Consider the following 14758-nt stretch of genomic DNA (forward strand, 5'->3'; position numbering starts at 1 on the left):
GGCGAAACCCTTAGCGATGGCCGTACACGCGCGGACGCGTGTAATAGTCGATGAGCGGAACGGTAATGTTGGCAAGCAGGACGGCAAACGCTACGCCGTCCGGGTAACCGCCAAAGCTGCGGATCAACCATACCAGCAGGCCCGCCAGCGCGCCGAAGATCAGGCGGCCGCGGTTAGTCGTTGACGCCGTAACCGGGTCCGTCAGGATAAAGAAGGCACCCAGCATGGTCGCCCCGGAGAGCAGGTGCATCTGCGGGTTGGCCAGTGATTCAGGAGAGAAGACCCAACCCAGCGTGGCGCAAACCGCCAGCGTCACGAGGAAGCTGACCGGAATATGCCAGCGAATGGCTTTTTGCTGCAGCAGGAACAGGCCGCCCAGCAGATATGCCAGGTTGACCCACTGCCAGCCCGCACCCGCCAGCATGCCGCTGTAAATCGCGGATTTCATGATCTGCTCAACGCTTTGCCCGGCGTGCAGGGACGTTTTAAAGGTATCGAGAGGCGTGGCCTGGCTGATGCCGTCCACGCCCATGCGCAGGGCGTTCATATCAGCGCCGAGCGCCGTATGGCCGGTAAAGATCACGTGCAGGGCATCCATAAAGCCCGGAACCGTGGCCGCAATCTCGTGCGGTGGCAGCCAGCTGGTCATCTGCACGGGGAAGGAGATCAGCAGCACCACGTAGCCAATCATCGCCGGGTTAAACGGGTTATGGCCGAGCCCGCCGTACAGCTGTTTGGCAATGATCACGGCAAACACGGTACCGAGCACGACCATCCACCACGGGGCAAACGGCGGAATACTGATGGCGAGCAGCAGGCCGGTCAGCAGCGCGGAGTTGTCAGCCAGAATGCGTGACACCGCCATCTTACGCAGCTTCAGGACGAGTGCTTCCGCCGCGACGGCGCTGGCGCAGCCCAGGGCTATCTGGAACAGGGTTCCCCAGCCGAAAAACCAGCACTGAACGGCAATGCCCGGCAGCGCGGCCAGGCAGACCAGCATCATAATGCGCGATGTCTGACGCTGGTTGTGGGTGTAAGGGGAACTTGCGATTCTGAAAACCATTTAATCCTCGTTTACGGCTTGCTGTGCGGCTTTCTTCGCCTGAACGCGCGCAATGGCGGCGGCGACGGCGGCCTTGCGCGGGTCATCGTTGGCGGCCTGCGGCTGCTCTTCCTGCTGCGCAGCCTTACGGGCTTTGGCGCGGGCAATCGCTGCTTCGACGGCGGCTTTACGCGGGTCGACCGGTGGTGCTTCTGCTTCTGATACTGCCTCTGGCGCCTGCTGCGCAGCCTTACGGGCTTTGGCGCGGGCAATCGCCGCTTCAACGGCGGCTTTGCGTGGGTCGACCGCTTCTTGCTCGACGACTACCTGCTGCTCTCCAGCTTTGCGGGCCTTGGCCCGGGCTATCGCCGCTTCAACGGCCGCTTTACGCGGGTCTATCTCAGTATCTGCCTGAACCGTTTGCGCTTTTTCCGCCTGACGCGCGCGAGCCGCAGCCTTTCGCGCTTCGCGGGCGGCAATCGCTTCGCTGTTATCCGGTTTTTCCCCGGCCTGGATCACCACCGTCTGGGCGGCATCGGCTTTTTTCTCGCGAACGCGCGCCAGTGCGGCGTTGATCGCATCCTGATCTTTCCCGGCAGGCTGAACGGCGGCCTGCTTATGGCGTTCCTGACGGGCGATTTTTTCGCGCTCCAGTCGCGCCTGACGCGCTTCGAAACGTGCCTTAGCTTCTGCGGCGCGTTTTTCTTCCATGGAGATGGCATAAATCTCGGCCTTCTCCTGACGGAAGTATTGCACCAGCGGAATGTTGCTTGGGCAGACCCAGGCGCAGGCGCCGCATTCAATGCAGTCGGCCAGATTATGGGATTTTGCCTTGTCGTGCAGTTGGCCTTTGCTGTACCAGTAAAGCTGCTGCGGGAGGAGATCCGCCGGGCAGGCATCGGCACAGGCGCTGCAGCGGATGCAACCTTTCTCTTCCTGCTCTTCACCCATTTCGGTGGGGGAAGGAGCGAGCAGACAGTTAGTGATTTTCACTACCGGAACGTCCAGCCACGGCAGCGTAAAGCCCATCAGCGGGCCGCCCATGATCACCATCTGATCGCTGGCCGGGCAAAATTCAGCCTGTTCCAGCAGATGGCGCACCGGCGTACCCAGACGCGCCCAGACGTTGCCCGGACGGGAAATCGATTCCCCTGTCAGCGTCACCACGCGCTCGGTCAACGGCTCGCCGTCAATCACCGCGCGCTTCACCGCATAGGCGGTGCCAACGTTTTGCATCAGCACGCCGATATCCGATGAGCGTCCGCCGTGCGGCACCTGCTTGCCGGTCAGAATTTGCGTCAGCTGTTTTGCGCCGCCAGAAGGGTACTTGGTCGGGATAACGCGCAGGCTAATATCATGACTGCCCGCCAGCACGGCGCGCAGCATCGAGATGGCCTGCGGTTTATTGTCTTCGATACCAATCAGCACTTCCCGCGGCTTCAGAATGTATGCCAGGATGCGGATGCCTTCCACCACCTGAGCGGCGCAATCCTGCATCAGACGATCGTCTGCGGTGATATACGGCTCGCACTCGGCGGCATTGATAATCAACGTCTGGATGTTATCGCCACCGCCGCGCAGCTTAACGCCGGTAGGGAAGCCCGCGCCGCCCAGCCCGGCGACGCCGAACTGATGAATTCGCTCGATAAGCGCTTCGCGGCTCTGGCTGCGGTAATCGCTCCAGCCGTCACGATCGATCCAGCGGTCTTCGCCGTCGGCTTCAATGATCACGCTCAGTTCCGACAGCGCAGACGGATGAGCCACCGTATGCGGGGCAATCGCCACCACTTTACCGGAGGTGGGGGCATGTATCGGCAGCATTCGCCCACGGCCAAAGGTCAGCGGCTGACCGCGAAGAACCCTATCGCCTTCTTTCACGCACAGCTCGCCCTCAGCGCCAATATGCTGCTTGAGCGGCATGACGTAACGCGTTGCCAGCGGAATTTGACGCAGCGGCGTGCCGTTGGACTGGGTTTTCATCTCTGGCGGATGGATACCGCCGTCAAAGTCCCAAATCTTCTCTTTTCTGAAAGCAGAAAATAACTTAAGCATGTTGTTCCACAGGAATGATGCGAACCGGAATGGTTTGAAGATCCCACTTCCAGCTTTCGGTAGTCGTTTCAACCGGGCGCAGCTCGATACATTGCGTCGGGCAGGGGGCCACGCAGAGGTTACAGCCGGTGCACAGATCCGCCACGACGGTGTGCATGGCGCGGGTGGCGCCGACAATGGCGTCAACCGGGCAGGCCTGAATACATTTGGTGCAGCCGATGCAGTTGGCTTCGTCGATCACGGCCAGGGCGCGAACCGGCTCCTGCACCTCCGCATCGCCATCAACGGGCTGCGGATCGACGTTAAGCAGGGCCGCGATTTTCAGCATCACCGCTTCACCGCCGGGGGCGCAGCGGTTAATTTTTTCACCCTGAATCCCTACCGCTTCGGCATAGGGGCGGCAGCCCGGGTAGCCGCACTGCCCGCACTGGCTTTGCGGCAAAAGCTCATCAATTTTTTCAACAACGGGATCGTCCTCTACCGCGAAACGGCGGGAGGCGTAACCCAGGATAAGGCCAAACACCAACCCCAGGACGCTGATAGAGGCGATGGCAATCCAGATAGCATTCATTACAACTTCACCAGACCACTAAAGCCCATAAAGGCCAGAGACATTAAACCCGCGGTAACCAGCGCAATCGCGTTACCGCGGAAGGGCGCAGGGATATCCGCTGCCGCCAGACGCTCGCGAATCGACGCGAACAGGACCATAACAAATGAGAAACCGACGGCGGCGGAAAAACCGTACAGCGCCGACTGCATAAAGTTATGGCCAAGGTTGATGTTCAGCAGCGCAACGCCGAGAACGGCACAGTTGGTGGTGATCAGCGGCAGGAAGATACCCAGCAGGCGATAGAGGGCCGGGCTGGTTTTACGCACCACCATTTCAGTAAATTGCACAACAACCGCAATGACCAGAATAAAAGCCAGCGTGCGAAGATAGATTAACCCCAGCGGGATGAGGATCCAGGTATCAATCAACCACGCGCAGATGGACGCCATCGTCATGACGAAGGTTGTCGCCAGCCCCATGCCCATCGCCGTTTCCAGCTTTTTGGACACGCCCATAAACGGGCACAGGCCAAGGAACTTCACCAGAACGAAGTTGTTAACCAGCACGGTGCCGACAAAGAGCAGTAAGTAATCGGTCATTATTTAGCCTGAAATAAAAAAGCCGCCTATTATCGGACAAACTCACGCAGGCGACAACAGGTTATCTGTAAGGTTATTACGGGTTCACGAAGGTGTTTTTTACCCGCGTCGAACGTTTGAAATAGGGGACCAGCAGCGCGGCCGCCAGTAACGGGAAAAGCAGCTGACGAACGGCCAGAGCGTCTGATACGGGCGAAAAAGCAAAGGCTTTAACCGCCAGCAGAACCGAAATCAGCAGCCAGATAATGTAGTGTTTAGGTACACTTTTGCGGCGCTTAAAGAAGGCGATGGTCAACCACAGAGTGTAGTACCACATACCAATCGCGAAAACGAACGACACAAACCACATCGCAATACTCAGCACGCTTTGCGACATCAGGGTCTGGATGGCGTGAGGAGTAATCAGTGCGGTGGTATACAGCAGCAGCGCAAGTGATGCGCTTAATAAGGCAACCAGCAGCCATGCCAGTGGGGCGATTAACCAGCCTCCAATGCGTTCTCCAGGCGTTGCGGTCATGAACTCTCCCATAATCTGCGCGAAATGTTGTACAGCCAGTTTGCAGGGCGGAGAGTATATAACATTTCGCGCGGATGGCTACTTTCTTATAAAACGTAACGCCATACGGACTTAGGCACTTCACCCACGTTGAACAAACGACCTCCGGAAACCAGCTCCGCACGGCGATGGTCAGCGGCGCGATACATATTAATGATGTCCTGATTATCCGACAGGGTGTAGTTCAGATGGTCAAACAGTTTTTCCAGGCTCTCAAGCGAATTGATCTTGCGAAATTTTAATAAATAGTCCTGAACTGTCATATTAATAAGTTTCCATATAAAAGTGAGTAATACCAGTTAAGGTAATTCGTTCGAATAATAAACGGATTAATAAAGACGTAAACAGCCCACTCAGGTAACGCGACGAAATTAGGAGTTTTCTTTGCTGAAATTCAGGCATCAGACGATGCCTGGAAGAGAAGGTTAACCGTGTTCACCAGGGCTGGCAATAAGTAACTGACATATTATGTCACTCTTTATTGCAGTAACCGGTTACTTAGGTTGGGCGACTGCGACAGGCTCCGGCGGCTGGTAGTTATCGATATGGCTGGCAACGCCCAGCAAAATGACCGAAACCCCAAGGACAATCCATCCCGCTAATTCAATGATTCGATTAATAATTGACGTCATGATTCGTAGTTGTACTTTATCCATAAATACAGGTCGCAAATGTTACAGCGACGTTTCCCCGACGGCAAGCGCTTTGGGAACGGTTCCCTTAAACAAAATCAGTGGGTTAATACTATGTAACAAAAACAACCCCTACGACCTGCTATTTTAAGTCATATGGCACATTATTAATCTGTGGTAATGCCAGGCTAGCCAGTGTGAAATAAGAACGTCATAAAAGAGGACGGCACTATGAGTGATAATATCCGCGTTGGGCTTATCGGCTACGGGTATGCAAGCAAAACGTTTCATGCGCCTCTGATAGCCGGGACGCCGGGGATGACCCTGGCTGCGGTATCCAGCAGCGATGCCGCTAAAGTCCATGCCGACTGGCCTTCCGTGCCGGTTGTCTCTGAGCCAAAACACCTTTTTAACGATCCAAATATTGATTTAATCGTTATCCCCACCCCGAACGACACCCACTTCCCGCTGGCAAAGGCCGCGCTTGAAGCCGGTAAGCACGTGGTTGTCGATAAGCCCTTTACCGTCACGTTGTCTCAGGCTCGCGAGCTGGATGCGCTGGCAAAAAGTCTGGGCAGGCTGCTGTCGGTATTCCATAACCGCCGCTGGGACAGCGACTTTCTGACGGTAAAAAGGCTTCTCAGTGAAGGCACGCTAGGGGAGATCCTCTTTTTTGAATCGCACTTTGACCGCTTCCGTCCGCAGGTACGAAACCGCTGGCGCGAGCAGGTCGGTCCGGGCAGCGGTATCTGGTACGATTTAGCCCCGCATCTGCTGGATCAGGCCGTCAATCTTTTTGGTCTGCCGGTGAGCATGACGGTCGATCTGGCCCAGCTCCGGCCCGGAGCGCAGACGACCGATTACTTCCACGCGGTGCTCAGCTACCCGCAGCGGCGGATTGTGCTGCACGGCACGATGGTCGCGGCCGCGGAATCGGCCCGCTACATCATTCACGGCACGCGCGGGAGCTACGTGAAGTTTGGCCTCGATCCGCAGGAGGACCGGCTGAAAAGCGGTGAACGTTTGCCGCAGGAAGACTGGGGCTATGATATGCGGGACGGCGTGGTCACGCGGGTGGAAGGTGAGGAACTGGTAGAGGAAACCTTGCTGACGATCCCGGGCAACTATCCGGCCTATTATGCGGGCATTCGCGATGCGCTGAACGGCACGGGCGAAAATCCGGTTCCGGCCAGCCAGGCGATTCAGATTATGGAGCTGATTGAGCTGGGTATTGAATCTGCCAAACATCGCGCCACGCTCTGTCTGGCATAAGTTTTAAGGGCTGTTGTAGGCCGGGTAAGGCGTAGCCGCTACCCGGCAAATGCTCAACCGCGAGCCACTTTATCTTTAAGCGCCTGCTTCTCTTCAGGCGTCAGGAAGGCGATCTCCAGCCCGTTGATCTGCGCCTGACGGATCTGCTCGCGGCTCAGACCCGCCTGCGGTGCGGCGATGTTGTATTCGTGGATGATATCCACGCCCTGAACCGCCGGGTCGTCAGTGTTCAGCGAGGCCAGCACGCCGTGCTCGAGGAACGTTTTCAGCGGATGATGCGCCAGCGTTGCCACGGTGCTGGTCTGAATATTAGACGTCAGGCACGACTCAATCCCGATACGCTGCTCCGCCAGGAAATCCATCAGGGCGCGATCTTCTACCGCCTTCACGCCGTGGCCGATACGCTCGGCGCCCAGCTCGCGGATGGCCTGCCAGATGCTTTCCGGGCCAGCCGCTTCACCCGCATGCACGGTAATGTGCCAGCCGGCATCGCGCGCGCGGTTGAAGTGGGAGAGGAACAGACTGCCCGGGAAGCCCAGCTCGTCACCGGCCAGATCGACGGCGGTGATGGCATCGCGATGGGCCAGCAGCGCTTCAAGCTCCTGCAGGCAGGCGGCTTCGCCGAACGTACGGCTCATAATGCCAATCAGACGGGCCTGAACGTCGAAGGTTTTACACCCTTCGCGCACGCCTTCAATCACGGCTTCCACCACGCCTGCAACGGGCAGGCTGTGGGTCATCGCCATATAGCCCGGCGAGAAGCGCAGCTCGACGTAATGCAGGCCATTACGGGCCGCATCTTCAATGTTCTCAAACGCCACGCGGCGGCAGGCATCCAGCGAGGCCAGCATCTTCACGCCCCAGTCGAGTTTGCTCAGGAAGCTGACCAGGTCCGGTTCATTGGAGGTTACCTGTACGTGAGGGATCAGCGACTCAAGCGTCTGCGCAGGAAGCGTTAAATTGAACTGGCGGCCAAGATCGAGGATGGTTTGGGCACGAATGTTACCGTCAAGGTGACGATGAATATCAGTTAAAGGCAGGCGTGTATCAATCATGGTCGCACTCTTTTCTGGTTAAAGTGCGCCATATTATAAAAACAAAACGGGGTAAAAAGCTATTTGCGCAAGGGAATATTCCGTTGCGCAAATTGATTACAGGAGCGTGTTAATCCCGGCAATGAGACGTTGCACCCCTTGTTCAAGCTTGCTGCGCGGACAGCCGGCGTTCAGGCGAACAAAGCCGTTTCCCTCTTTGCCGTAGGTATATCCCGGCATGATGGCGACTTTTTGCTGCTCGATCAGCACTTTTTGCAGCGCCCGATCGTCAATGTTCAGGGGGCGCAGGTCAATCCAGGCCAGGTAGGTCGCTTCGGGCGGCTGCCAGTTCAGTTTCGGAAAGGCGCGGTTTACTTCCTGCGCGATATACAACAGATTCTCTTCCAGATACCCCCGCAGGGCATCCAGCCACGGCGCTCCCTGCTGATAGGCGGCAATATGCGCCGTCAGCGCCAGCACGGAAGGGGAAGAGAGTCCGTCCCGGCCTTTTAGTGCGCTGAGATAACCGTTACGGCTCGCTTCATCGCCGATCAGGCCGTAAGCGCCCGTCAGCGCCGGAATATTAAAGCTTTTCGAGCCGGAGGTGAGAAGCGCCCATTTACCGCGCGCCACCGCGTTCCAGGGCGTGTGGCGATGCTCTCCCCACACCATATCCATATGGATTTCATCGCTGATAACCGCCACGTCATAGCGTGCGCACAGTTCAGCCATCTGCGCCAGCTCGTCCCGCGTCCAGACCTTGCCGGTCGGGTTTTGCGGGCTGCACAGCAGCAAAATTTTGTTTTCAGGTTTCGCCAGGGCCACTTCCAGCGCCGCCATATTTCCCTGCCAGCCTGCGGCATGCTTTTCCATCTCCACGGGCACCACATGACGCGCATTCCCTTCAATAGCTTTGTAAAACGCGTCGTATGCCGGGGTGTGAACCACTACGCCATCGCCGGGGTGTGACCAGAGACGAATCAGCTCTGACACCATGTAGATAACGGAAGGACCATAAACGACGGTTTCCGTATCAATCGTGCTGTTAAAGCGCTGCTGGAACCAGTGCGCGACGGCGGCGAGAAACTCATCATTCTTCCAGCGGCTGTAGCCCAGCACGCCGTGATTAATGCGCTGATGCAGCGCGTCGGTAACGCAGGGCGCGGTGGCGAAATCCATATCCGAGATGGTGAAGGGCAGCAGATCGGCCGCGCCAAAGCGGTCGGCGACGTAGTCCCACTGCGTACACCAGGTGCCGTGTCGATCCACGACGGTAGAAAAATCAAACATGACGTGAGTCCTTAAAGTAAAACCCCCTCAAGAGAGGGGGCTGAGGCATCAGGCTTCAACTGTTCGCATCAGGGTTGCCAGCTCATCCTTCACCGACTGGACCTGCGGGCCGATAACCACCTGCAAATTGTGCTGATTTAACTGTACCACGCCGATGGCCCGGTTGGCTTTCAGGGCGTTGGTATCCACTTTTGACATATCCGCCACCGACAGACGCAGGCGGGTGATGCAGTTATCCAGCGAGGTGATGTTATCCGCGCCGCCCAGCGCCGCCAGAATGGCCGGTGTGTTGTAGCCGGATTTGCCCACGGTCCCGGCAACCGCCTGTTCAACGCTGCTCGCCGTATCGGTATCGCGGCCAGGCGTTTTCAGGTTAAAGCGGGTGATGGCGAAGCGGAAGATGCCGTAGTAAACCGCAAACCAGATAGCCGCCACAACTGGTACCAGGTACCACTTGGTGGACAGGCCGTGCAGGATCCCGAACACCACGAAGTCGATCACGTTGCCGTCGGTGTTGCCGATGGTCACGCCCAGCACCGCCATCACGGTAAAGCCCAGACCGGTCAGCACCGCGTGGATGAGGTACAGCACCGGTGCGACGAACAGGAACAGGAATTCGATTGGTTCGGTGGTACCGCCCACGACGCAGGCGATCACGCCGGAAATCAGCAGGCCTTTAATTTTATGACGGTTTTCCGGGCGAGCGCAGTGGTACATCGCCAGCGCGGCACCCGGCAGGCCGCCGAGGAAGGCAGGCATTTTACCCTGAGACAGGAAGCGGGTGGCACTTTCCGAGAAGCCGTGGGTAGTCGGGCAGCTCAGCTGCGCCTGGAAGATGGTCAGCGCGCCGCTCACGTCGTGACCGCACACCTCCATCGTACCGCCCGCTTCGGTGAAGCGAATCAGGGCCACCAGGATATGCTGCAGGCCAAACGGCAGCAGCAGACGCTCGCCGGTACCGAAGATCATCGGACCGAAATCTCCCGCGCCGTTGATGATGCGGCCAATACCGTTGATGCCCATCGCAAAGACCGGCCAGATCAGCGGAATGATTAAACCGAACAGACCCATCACCACCAGGGTAACAATCGGCACAAAGCGGGTACCGCCGAAGAAGGCCAGGGCATCCGGCAGCCGGATATTATGGAAGCGCTCGTGCAGCATCCAGATAATCACACCCGCGATCACTGCCCCGAGGATCCCGGTATCAATAGACTGGATACCGATCACGCTCTGAATGTTGTTGGCTTTCAGTACGGCGGCGTCGGTGGTCGGCAAAATGCCTTTCGCGGTCAGCCAGAAGTTAACCGCCAGGTTCATCACGGCGTAGCCCACAAACCCGGCAAATGCCGCGACGCCTTTGTTCTCGCGCGCCAGGCCCAGCGGGATAGCGATACAGAACATCACGGGCAGGAAGCTAAACGCAAAGGAGCCGACTTTACTCATCCAGATGAAGATCGCCTGCAGCACAGGGGTACCGAGGAACGGGATCAGCGTGATGACGTCTTTACTGCTCAGCGAGCTGCCGATCCCGAGCATGATCCCGCAGAACGAGAGGAGTGCCACGGGCAGCATAAAGGTTTTACCCAGTTGCTGGAAAAATTCCCACAGCGATATTTTTTGTGCTGCTTTCGCCGTCATAAAACGACTCCTTTATTGTTAAAATCAGTTTGCCTGCTTCAATGCTGCGAGAAGATAAAACGTTTTATCAAAGTTTAGTGCGCGCTAAATCACATTCTCAGGCTTTGACTGGTAGTATAAAGATAACGTATTGATAAAACGTTTTACCGATCTCATTTCAGGGAGTCACGCCAACACATGGCTGTAGCGAAAAAAATCACCATCAACGATGTCGCGCTGGCGGCGGGCGTTTCCGTCAGCACCGTTTCTCTGGTGCTAAGCGGAAAAGGGCGCATCTCTCCTGCGACCGGTCAACGGGTTAACGAGGCGGTTGAGCAGCTGGGTTTTGTGCGTAACCGTCAGGCGTCGGCGCTGCGCGGCGGGCAAAGCGGGGTGATTGGCCTGATTGTCCGCGACCTGACGTCACCTTTCTATGCGGAGCTGACCGCAGGGTTAACCGAAGCGCTTGAAGCGCAGGGGCGGATGGTCTTTCTTCTGCACGGCGGTCGCGAGCCCGATCAGCTTCTCTCCCGGCTCGATATGCTGCTGAATCAGGGTGTTGACGGGGTGATCGTCGCCGGGGCGTCGGGCGTGGGCAGCGAGCTGTGCGAGCGCGCCGCCGAAAAAGGCGTGCCGCTGGTGTTTGCTTCGCGCGCCAGCTACCTGGACGAGGCCGATACGCTGCGCCCGGATAATATGCAGGCCGCGCAAATGCTGACCGAGCATCTTATTCGACGCGGACACCAGCGCATTGCGTGGCTCGGCGGGAAAAGTTCGTCCCTGACCCGCGCCGAGCGGGTCGGCGGCTACTGCGCGACGCTGATTAAATACGGCCTGCCGTTCCACAGCGAATGGGTCGTGGAGTGTGAATCCAGCCAGAAGAAAGCGGCGGAAGCGATAGGCGCGCTGCTGCGCAGCAGTCCGACGATCAGCGCCGTGATTTGTTACAACGATGTGATTGCTATGGGCGCCTGGTTTGGCCTGATCCGCGCCGGGCGTCAGAGCGGCGAGGGCGGGGTGGAAACCTTCTTCGGCCATCAGGTGGCGCTGGGGGCGTTCGCCGACGTCGGTGAAAACGCGCTCGACGATCTGCCGATCGTCTGGGCCACCACCCCCGCGCGGGAGATGGGCTACACGCTGGCGGACAGGATCATGCAGCGCATCGACAACACGGACGTTCAGGCCGGACACCAGATTGTGGCGGCGCGGCTGGTGACGGTGAAATAATATCAGGTGGGTTGCGTCAGCGGATTGAGCAACAGTTCGGCTTCCAGCGCTTCCACAAATTTTCTCACTTTTGCCGGGATCAGCCGTGAGGTCGGGTAGACCGCCCAAACGGCCAGCGATTCCGGCTGGGCGTCTTCAAGGACGATCCGCTCGAGTTTACCCTCACTGAACGCCGGCTCTACGTACCAGCGAGATAAATTGGCGATCCCCAACCCTCCGAGGCAGGCTTCGAAAATGGCCTCAACGGAGTTCGCGGAGAATCGGCCCGACACCTTTTGTTTGTAGCGCTGTTCACCCTGTTCGAATGACCAGTGGACGGTATCTGACGTGGTCAGACAGCTGTGTGCCGCCAGATCGTTAAACGATTTTGGATAGCCATTCGCGGCAAGATACGCCGCGCTGGCGCAGAGATCGCGAGGGTTGTGACACAGGCGATGGGCAACCAGCCGGTTATCGCGCAGCGGCGCAATGCGTAACGCCACGTCTATGCCTTTTCCGACAATATCAACCTGTTCGTCGGTGGCGAGTAAATCGACCTGCAGGGCGGGATGTTGCTGCATGAACCGGGTCAGCATGGGAGCAACGATCTTACGGCCAAACCCCGCTGAGGCGGTAATACGCAGGCGTCCGGAAAGGTGCGTCCCTTCGGGAAACAGATCGGCAAGCGCGTTATTTTTATCTTCCAGCAAAGCCTGCGCATGGGGCAAAAAAACGGCCCCATCGCTGGTGGGTGACAGGGAACGCGTGGTGCGGTGCACCAGCCTGACCCCCAGTTCAGCCTCAAGATTATTAAGAGACCGTGACGCCGCCATGGCGCTCACAGAGAGCCGACGCGCGGCGCCCGCCAGACTACCCGCCTTGACGGCTTCGACAAACACTTCAACATCTTCCAGTTTCATTGCATCGATTTTCGTTATGCTGACTTATCAAAGTACATATCTACATTATTTATCGTTACGCTGCCATAGTCTCTTCACAACCTGAAAAATATCAATCTGGAGTGAAGATGAAAAAGTTGAAAACGGTTCTGGCGCTCAGCGGCCTGCTCCTGGCAAGCACATCGTGGGCAGATGCCCCGGCACAGGTGAAACAGCAGGTTCCGGGCTATTATCGTCTGGCGGTCGGGGAATATGAGGTAACGGCGCTGTTCGACGGCTATAACGATCTTTCGCCTGCCTTACTACACGGGCTCTCAGGCGACAAGGTTCGCGAACTGCTGGCTCAACACAAAGTTGATGCCGAACGCATGCCTACCGCCTTTAACGCCTTTCTGGTGAATACCGGTAAACACCTGGTCATGATTGACAGCGGGGGGGGCCACTGCATGGCGGAAACGGCCGGCCAGTTGGTCAGCAATATGAACGCATCAGGGTACCGTCCCGAGCAGGTTGATACCATTTTCCTGACCCACCTGCATCTTGACCACGTATGCGGCCTGAGCGATGCAGAGGGTAAGGCGTTGTTCCCCAATGCTACCGTCTACGTACCGCAGGGGGAGGCCGACTACTGGCTTGACCCCGCAAAAGAAGCGAGCGCGCCGGCTAATGCGAGGGAGTATTTCGCTATCGCCAGGAATGCGCTGTCTGCGTATAAAGCCGCCGGGCACCTTAAAACCTTCGTCCCGCCAGCTTCGCCTGTCCCGGAAGTCCAGACGGCATATGCCATCGGGCATACGCCTGGCAGTACCGTTTATCGCTTCGCGTCGCAGGGGACGGCTATCAACTTCATTGGGGATTTGATTCATGCTCCTGCCGTCCAGTTCCCGCACCCTGAAGTGTCTATTCGCTTTGATGTCGATCCGAAAAAAGCCATCTCATCCCGGGCGCAGGAGTTTAACGCGCTGGCGAAAGACGGTGAGTGGATGGCTGCGGCACATCTGCCTTTCCCCGGTATCGGGCATATCACCGCCTGGCAGCAGGGCTATAGCTGGAATCCTGTCAATTACGGTCCTTATCAACGTGCGGCCAACGTGCCTCTGCTGAAATAAAGTGAGGTGACGAGCATGAAAAGTTACACCGTAATGGCAAACGGTATCCGTCAGTTTGTGGTTGAAGAGGGTGAAGGCGCACCGGTTATTCTCCTGCATGGTTTTCCTGAAACAAACTATGCCTGGCGCTACCAGATACCCGTACTGTCCCGGCACTACCGCGTGATTGCACCGGATTTACGCGGGTATGGCGAAACGGATAAACCTGCTTCTGGCTATGATAAGCGCAACATGGCGCGGGACATCCGGGAACTGATGCGTGTGCTGGGTTTACAGAAAGTGGTGCTGGTAGGGCACGATCGCGGCGCGCGCGTCGCGACGCGGTTTGCAAAAGATTACCCTGAGCTGGTGGATCGACTGGTGGTGATGGATAACGTGCCAACGCGTATTGTGGCGCGCGATCTAAATGCGTCGATTGCGCGTGCGTACTGGTTCTTCCTGTTTCATCTTGTGCCAGACCTGCCGGAAGCGCTGATTGCGGGTCGGGAGCATATCTGGCTGCGCCACTTTTTCTCGGACTGGACCTACAATCCCTCGACCATCAGCGGCGAGGCGTTTGACACCTATGTTCGGGCGTATCAGGCGCCGGGTGCCGTGCGTGGCGCAATGGCTGACTATCGCGCCAACGCAGAGGATGTGGCGCAGGATATGGCAGACGCTGAGGTGAAAATCACCTGCCCGGTAATGTCGCTGTGGGGGAATGATTTTCATGCGGTCGGCAAGCTTTTCGATATGGAAAGCGTCTGGGCCGAAATGGCGGAGAACCTGCGGGCGCAGGGTATTGATGAGTGCGGCCATCTGCCGCAGGAGGAGCAGCCAGAGAAAGTGAACGCGCTTCTGCTGGATTTCCTGGCTGGATGGAAAAATTAGCGGGCAATATAAAACCCCTCATGC

General features: G+C 57.6%; 15 protein-coding genes. 4 read left to right on the forward strand and 11 right to left on the reverse strand.

The window, feature by feature from the left end; all coding sequences use genetic code 11:
• Nucleotides 1-10: 10 nt before the first annotated feature.
• The 7 genes from rsxD to blr form a co-directional block, all read right to left on the reverse strand.
• Nucleotides 11-1063, reverse strand: coding sequence for an electron transport complex subunit RsxD (gene rsxD / locus EnteroDNA1_RS01735; protein ID WP_069302709.1), 1053 nt, complete (start codon nucleotides 1061-1063; stop codon nucleotides 11-13).
• Nucleotides 1064-3094, reverse strand: a complete 2031-nt coding sequence (rsxC, locus tag EnteroDNA1_RS01740) for an electron transport complex subunit RsxC (protein ID WP_069302710.1) — start codon at nucleotides 3092-3094, stop codon at nucleotides 1064-1066.
• Entirely contained in the window at nucleotides 3087-3665 is a 579-nt protein-coding gene (gene rsxB, locus EnteroDNA1_RS01745; RefSeq protein WP_023311378.1) for an electron transport complex subunit RsxB, read from the reverse strand. Before rsxB ends, rsxC begins: the two co-directional genes overlap by 8 nt.
• Entirely contained in the window at nucleotides 3665-4246 is a 582-nt protein-coding gene (gene rsxA / locus EnteroDNA1_RS01750) for an electron transport complex subunit RsxA (RefSeq protein WP_014883581.1), read from the reverse strand. Before rsxA ends, rsxB begins: the two co-directional genes overlap by 1 nt.
• A gap of 76 nt (nucleotides 4247-4322) precedes the next feature.
• Nucleotides 4323-4763: a DUF2569 domain-containing protein gene (locus EnteroDNA1_RS01755; protein ID WP_048977467.1), complete on the reverse strand. Its 441-nt coding sequence runs from the start codon at nucleotides 4761-4763 to the stop codon at nucleotides 4323-4325.
• Nucleotides 4764-4849: 86 nt separating this feature from the next.
• Complete coding sequence (gene ydgT / locus EnteroDNA1_RS01760; RefSeq protein WP_013096896.1) at nucleotides 4850-5065, reverse strand: transcription modulator YdgT; 216 nt, start codon at nucleotides 5063-5065, stop codon at nucleotides 4850-4852.
• 231 nt (nucleotides 5066-5296) lie between these two features.
• On the reverse strand, nucleotides 5297-5422 hold the full coding sequence (blr, locus tag EnteroDNA1_RS01765) for a division septum protein Blr (RefSeq protein WP_170864498.1): 126 nt from the start codon (nucleotides 5420-5422) through the stop codon (nucleotides 5297-5299).
• 243 nt (nucleotides 5423-5665) lie between these two features.
• Here blr and EnteroDNA1_RS01770 point away from each other — a divergent pair, with 243 nt between their 5' ends.
• Nucleotides 5666-6706, forward strand: coding sequence for an oxidoreductase (locus EnteroDNA1_RS01770; RefSeq protein WP_033145336.1), 1041 nt, complete (start codon nucleotides 5666-5668; stop codon nucleotides 6704-6706).
• A 53-nt stretch (nucleotides 6707-6759) separates the two neighbouring features.
• On the opposite strand, the gene add is transcribed toward EnteroDNA1_RS01770, so the two are convergent.
• The 3 genes from add to malX all read right to left on the reverse strand — a co-directional run bounded on the left by add (nucleotide 6760) and on the right by malX (nucleotide 10671).
• Nucleotides 6760-7761 (reverse strand): adenosine deaminase, encoded by a 1002-nt coding sequence (add, locus tag EnteroDNA1_RS01775; protein ID WP_033145337.1) that lies wholly within the window; start codon nucleotides 7759-7761, stop codon nucleotides 6760-6762.
• A 96-nt stretch (nucleotides 7762-7857) separates the two neighbouring features.
• Nucleotides 7858-9030 carry a MalY/PatB family protein gene (locus tag EnteroDNA1_RS01780; RefSeq protein ID WP_064672360.1) on the reverse strand — a complete coding sequence of 391 codons (1173 nt, stop codon included), beginning with the start codon at nucleotides 9028-9030 and terminating at the stop codon, nucleotides 7858-7860.
• 48 nt (nucleotides 9031-9078) lie between these two features.
• Nucleotides 9079-10671 (reverse strand): maltose/glucose-specific PTS transporter subunit IIBC, encoded by a 1593-nt coding sequence (malX, locus tag EnteroDNA1_RS01785; protein ID WP_029740306.1) that lies wholly within the window; start codon nucleotides 10669-10671, stop codon nucleotides 9079-9081.
• A gap of 177 nt (nucleotides 10672-10848) precedes the next feature.
• Between malX and EnteroDNA1_RS01790 the strand changes: the two genes are divergently transcribed.
• The gene (locus tag EnteroDNA1_RS01790) at nucleotides 10849-11877 is read left to right on the forward strand and encodes a Mal regulon transcriptional regulator MalI (protein WP_033145339.1); all 1029 of its coding nucleotides are present in this window, start codon (nucleotides 10849-10851) and stop codon (nucleotides 11875-11877) included.
• A 2-nt stretch (nucleotides 11878-11879) separates the two neighbouring features.
• On the opposite strand, the gene EnteroDNA1_RS01795 is transcribed toward EnteroDNA1_RS01790, so the two are convergent.
• The gene (locus tag EnteroDNA1_RS01795; protein ID WP_069302711.1) at nucleotides 11880-12776 is read right to left on the reverse strand and encodes a LysR family transcriptional regulator; all 897 of its coding nucleotides are present in this window, start codon (nucleotides 12774-12776) and stop codon (nucleotides 11880-11882) included.
• Between the two features lie 107 nt (nucleotides 12777-12883).
• Between EnteroDNA1_RS01795 and EnteroDNA1_RS01800 the strand changes: the two genes are divergently transcribed.
• Both EnteroDNA1_RS01800 and EnteroDNA1_RS01805 read left to right on the forward strand, forming a co-directional pair.
• On the forward strand, nucleotides 12884-13864 hold the full coding sequence (locus EnteroDNA1_RS01800) for an MBL fold metallo-hydrolase (protein WP_064672362.1): 981 nt from the start codon (nucleotides 12884-12886) through the stop codon (nucleotides 13862-13864).
• A gap of 15 nt (nucleotides 13865-13879) precedes the next feature.
• Entirely contained in the window at nucleotides 13880-14734 is an 855-nt protein-coding gene (locus EnteroDNA1_RS01805; protein ID WP_064672363.1) for an alpha/beta fold hydrolase, read from the forward strand.
• Nucleotides 14735-14758: the final 24 nt, after the last annotated feature.

The sequence above is a fragment of the Enterobacter sp. HK169 genome (genome assembly GCF_001719105.1).
GTDB classification, from domain to species: Bacteria; Pseudomonadota; Gammaproteobacteria; order Enterobacterales; family Enterobacteriaceae; genus Enterobacter; species Enterobacter asburiae_B.

Excerpts from the sequence above, each read along its gene's own strand:
- EnteroDNA1_RS01780 (WP_064672360.1), bottom strand. The coding sequence starts at position 9,030 with ATGTTTGATTTTTCTACCGTCGTGGATCGACACGGCACCTGGTGTACG.
- rsxC (WP_069302710.1), bottom strand. The coding sequence starts at position 3,094 with ATGCTTAAGTTATTTTCTGCTTTCAGAAAAGAGAAGATTTGGGACTTT.
- EnteroDNA1_RS01755 (WP_048977467.1), bottom strand. The coding sequence starts at position 4,763 with ATGACCGCAACGCCTGGAGAACGCATTGGAGGCTGGTTAATCGCCCCA.
- EnteroDNA1_RS01805 (WP_064672363.1), top strand. The coding sequence starts at position 13,880 with ATGAAAAGTTACACCGTAATGGCAAACGGTATCCGTCAGTTTGTGGTT.
- malX (WP_029740306.1), bottom strand. The coding sequence starts at position 10,671 with ATGACGGCGAAAGCAGCACAAAAAATATCGCTGTGGGAATTTTTCCAG.
- rsxD (WP_069302709.1), bottom strand. The coding sequence starts at position 1,063 with ATGGTTTTCAGAATCGCAAGTTCCCCTTACACCCACAACCAGCGTCAG.
- EnteroDNA1_RS01790 (WP_033145339.1), top strand. The coding sequence starts at position 10,849 with ATGGCTGTAGCGAAAAAAATCACCATCAACGATGTCGCGCTGGCGGCG.
- EnteroDNA1_RS01800 (WP_064672362.1), top strand. The coding sequence starts at position 12,884 with ATGAAAAAGTTGAAAACGGTTCTGGCGCTCAGCGGCCTGCTCCTGGCA.
- EnteroDNA1_RS01770 (WP_033145336.1), top strand. The coding sequence starts at position 5,666 with ATGAGTGATAATATCCGCGTTGGGCTTATCGGCTACGGGTATGCAAGC.
- add (WP_033145337.1), bottom strand. The coding sequence starts at position 7,761 with ATGATTGATACACGCCTGCCTTTAACTGATATTCATCGTCACCTTGAC.
- EnteroDNA1_RS01795 (WP_069302711.1), bottom strand. The coding sequence starts at position 12,776 with ATGAAACTGGAAGATGTTGAAGTGTTTGTCGAAGCCGTCAAGGCGGGT.
- rsxA (WP_014883581.1), bottom strand. The coding sequence starts at position 4,246 with ATGACCGATTACTTACTGCTCTTTGTCGGCACCGTGCTGGTTAACAAC.
- ydgT (WP_013096896.1), bottom strand. The coding sequence starts at position 5,065 with ATGACAGTTCAGGACTATTTATTAAAATTTCGCAAGATCAATTCGCTT.
- rsxB (WP_023311378.1), bottom strand. The coding sequence starts at position 3,665 with ATGAATGCTATCTGGATTGCCATCGCCTCTATCAGCGTCCTGGGGTTG.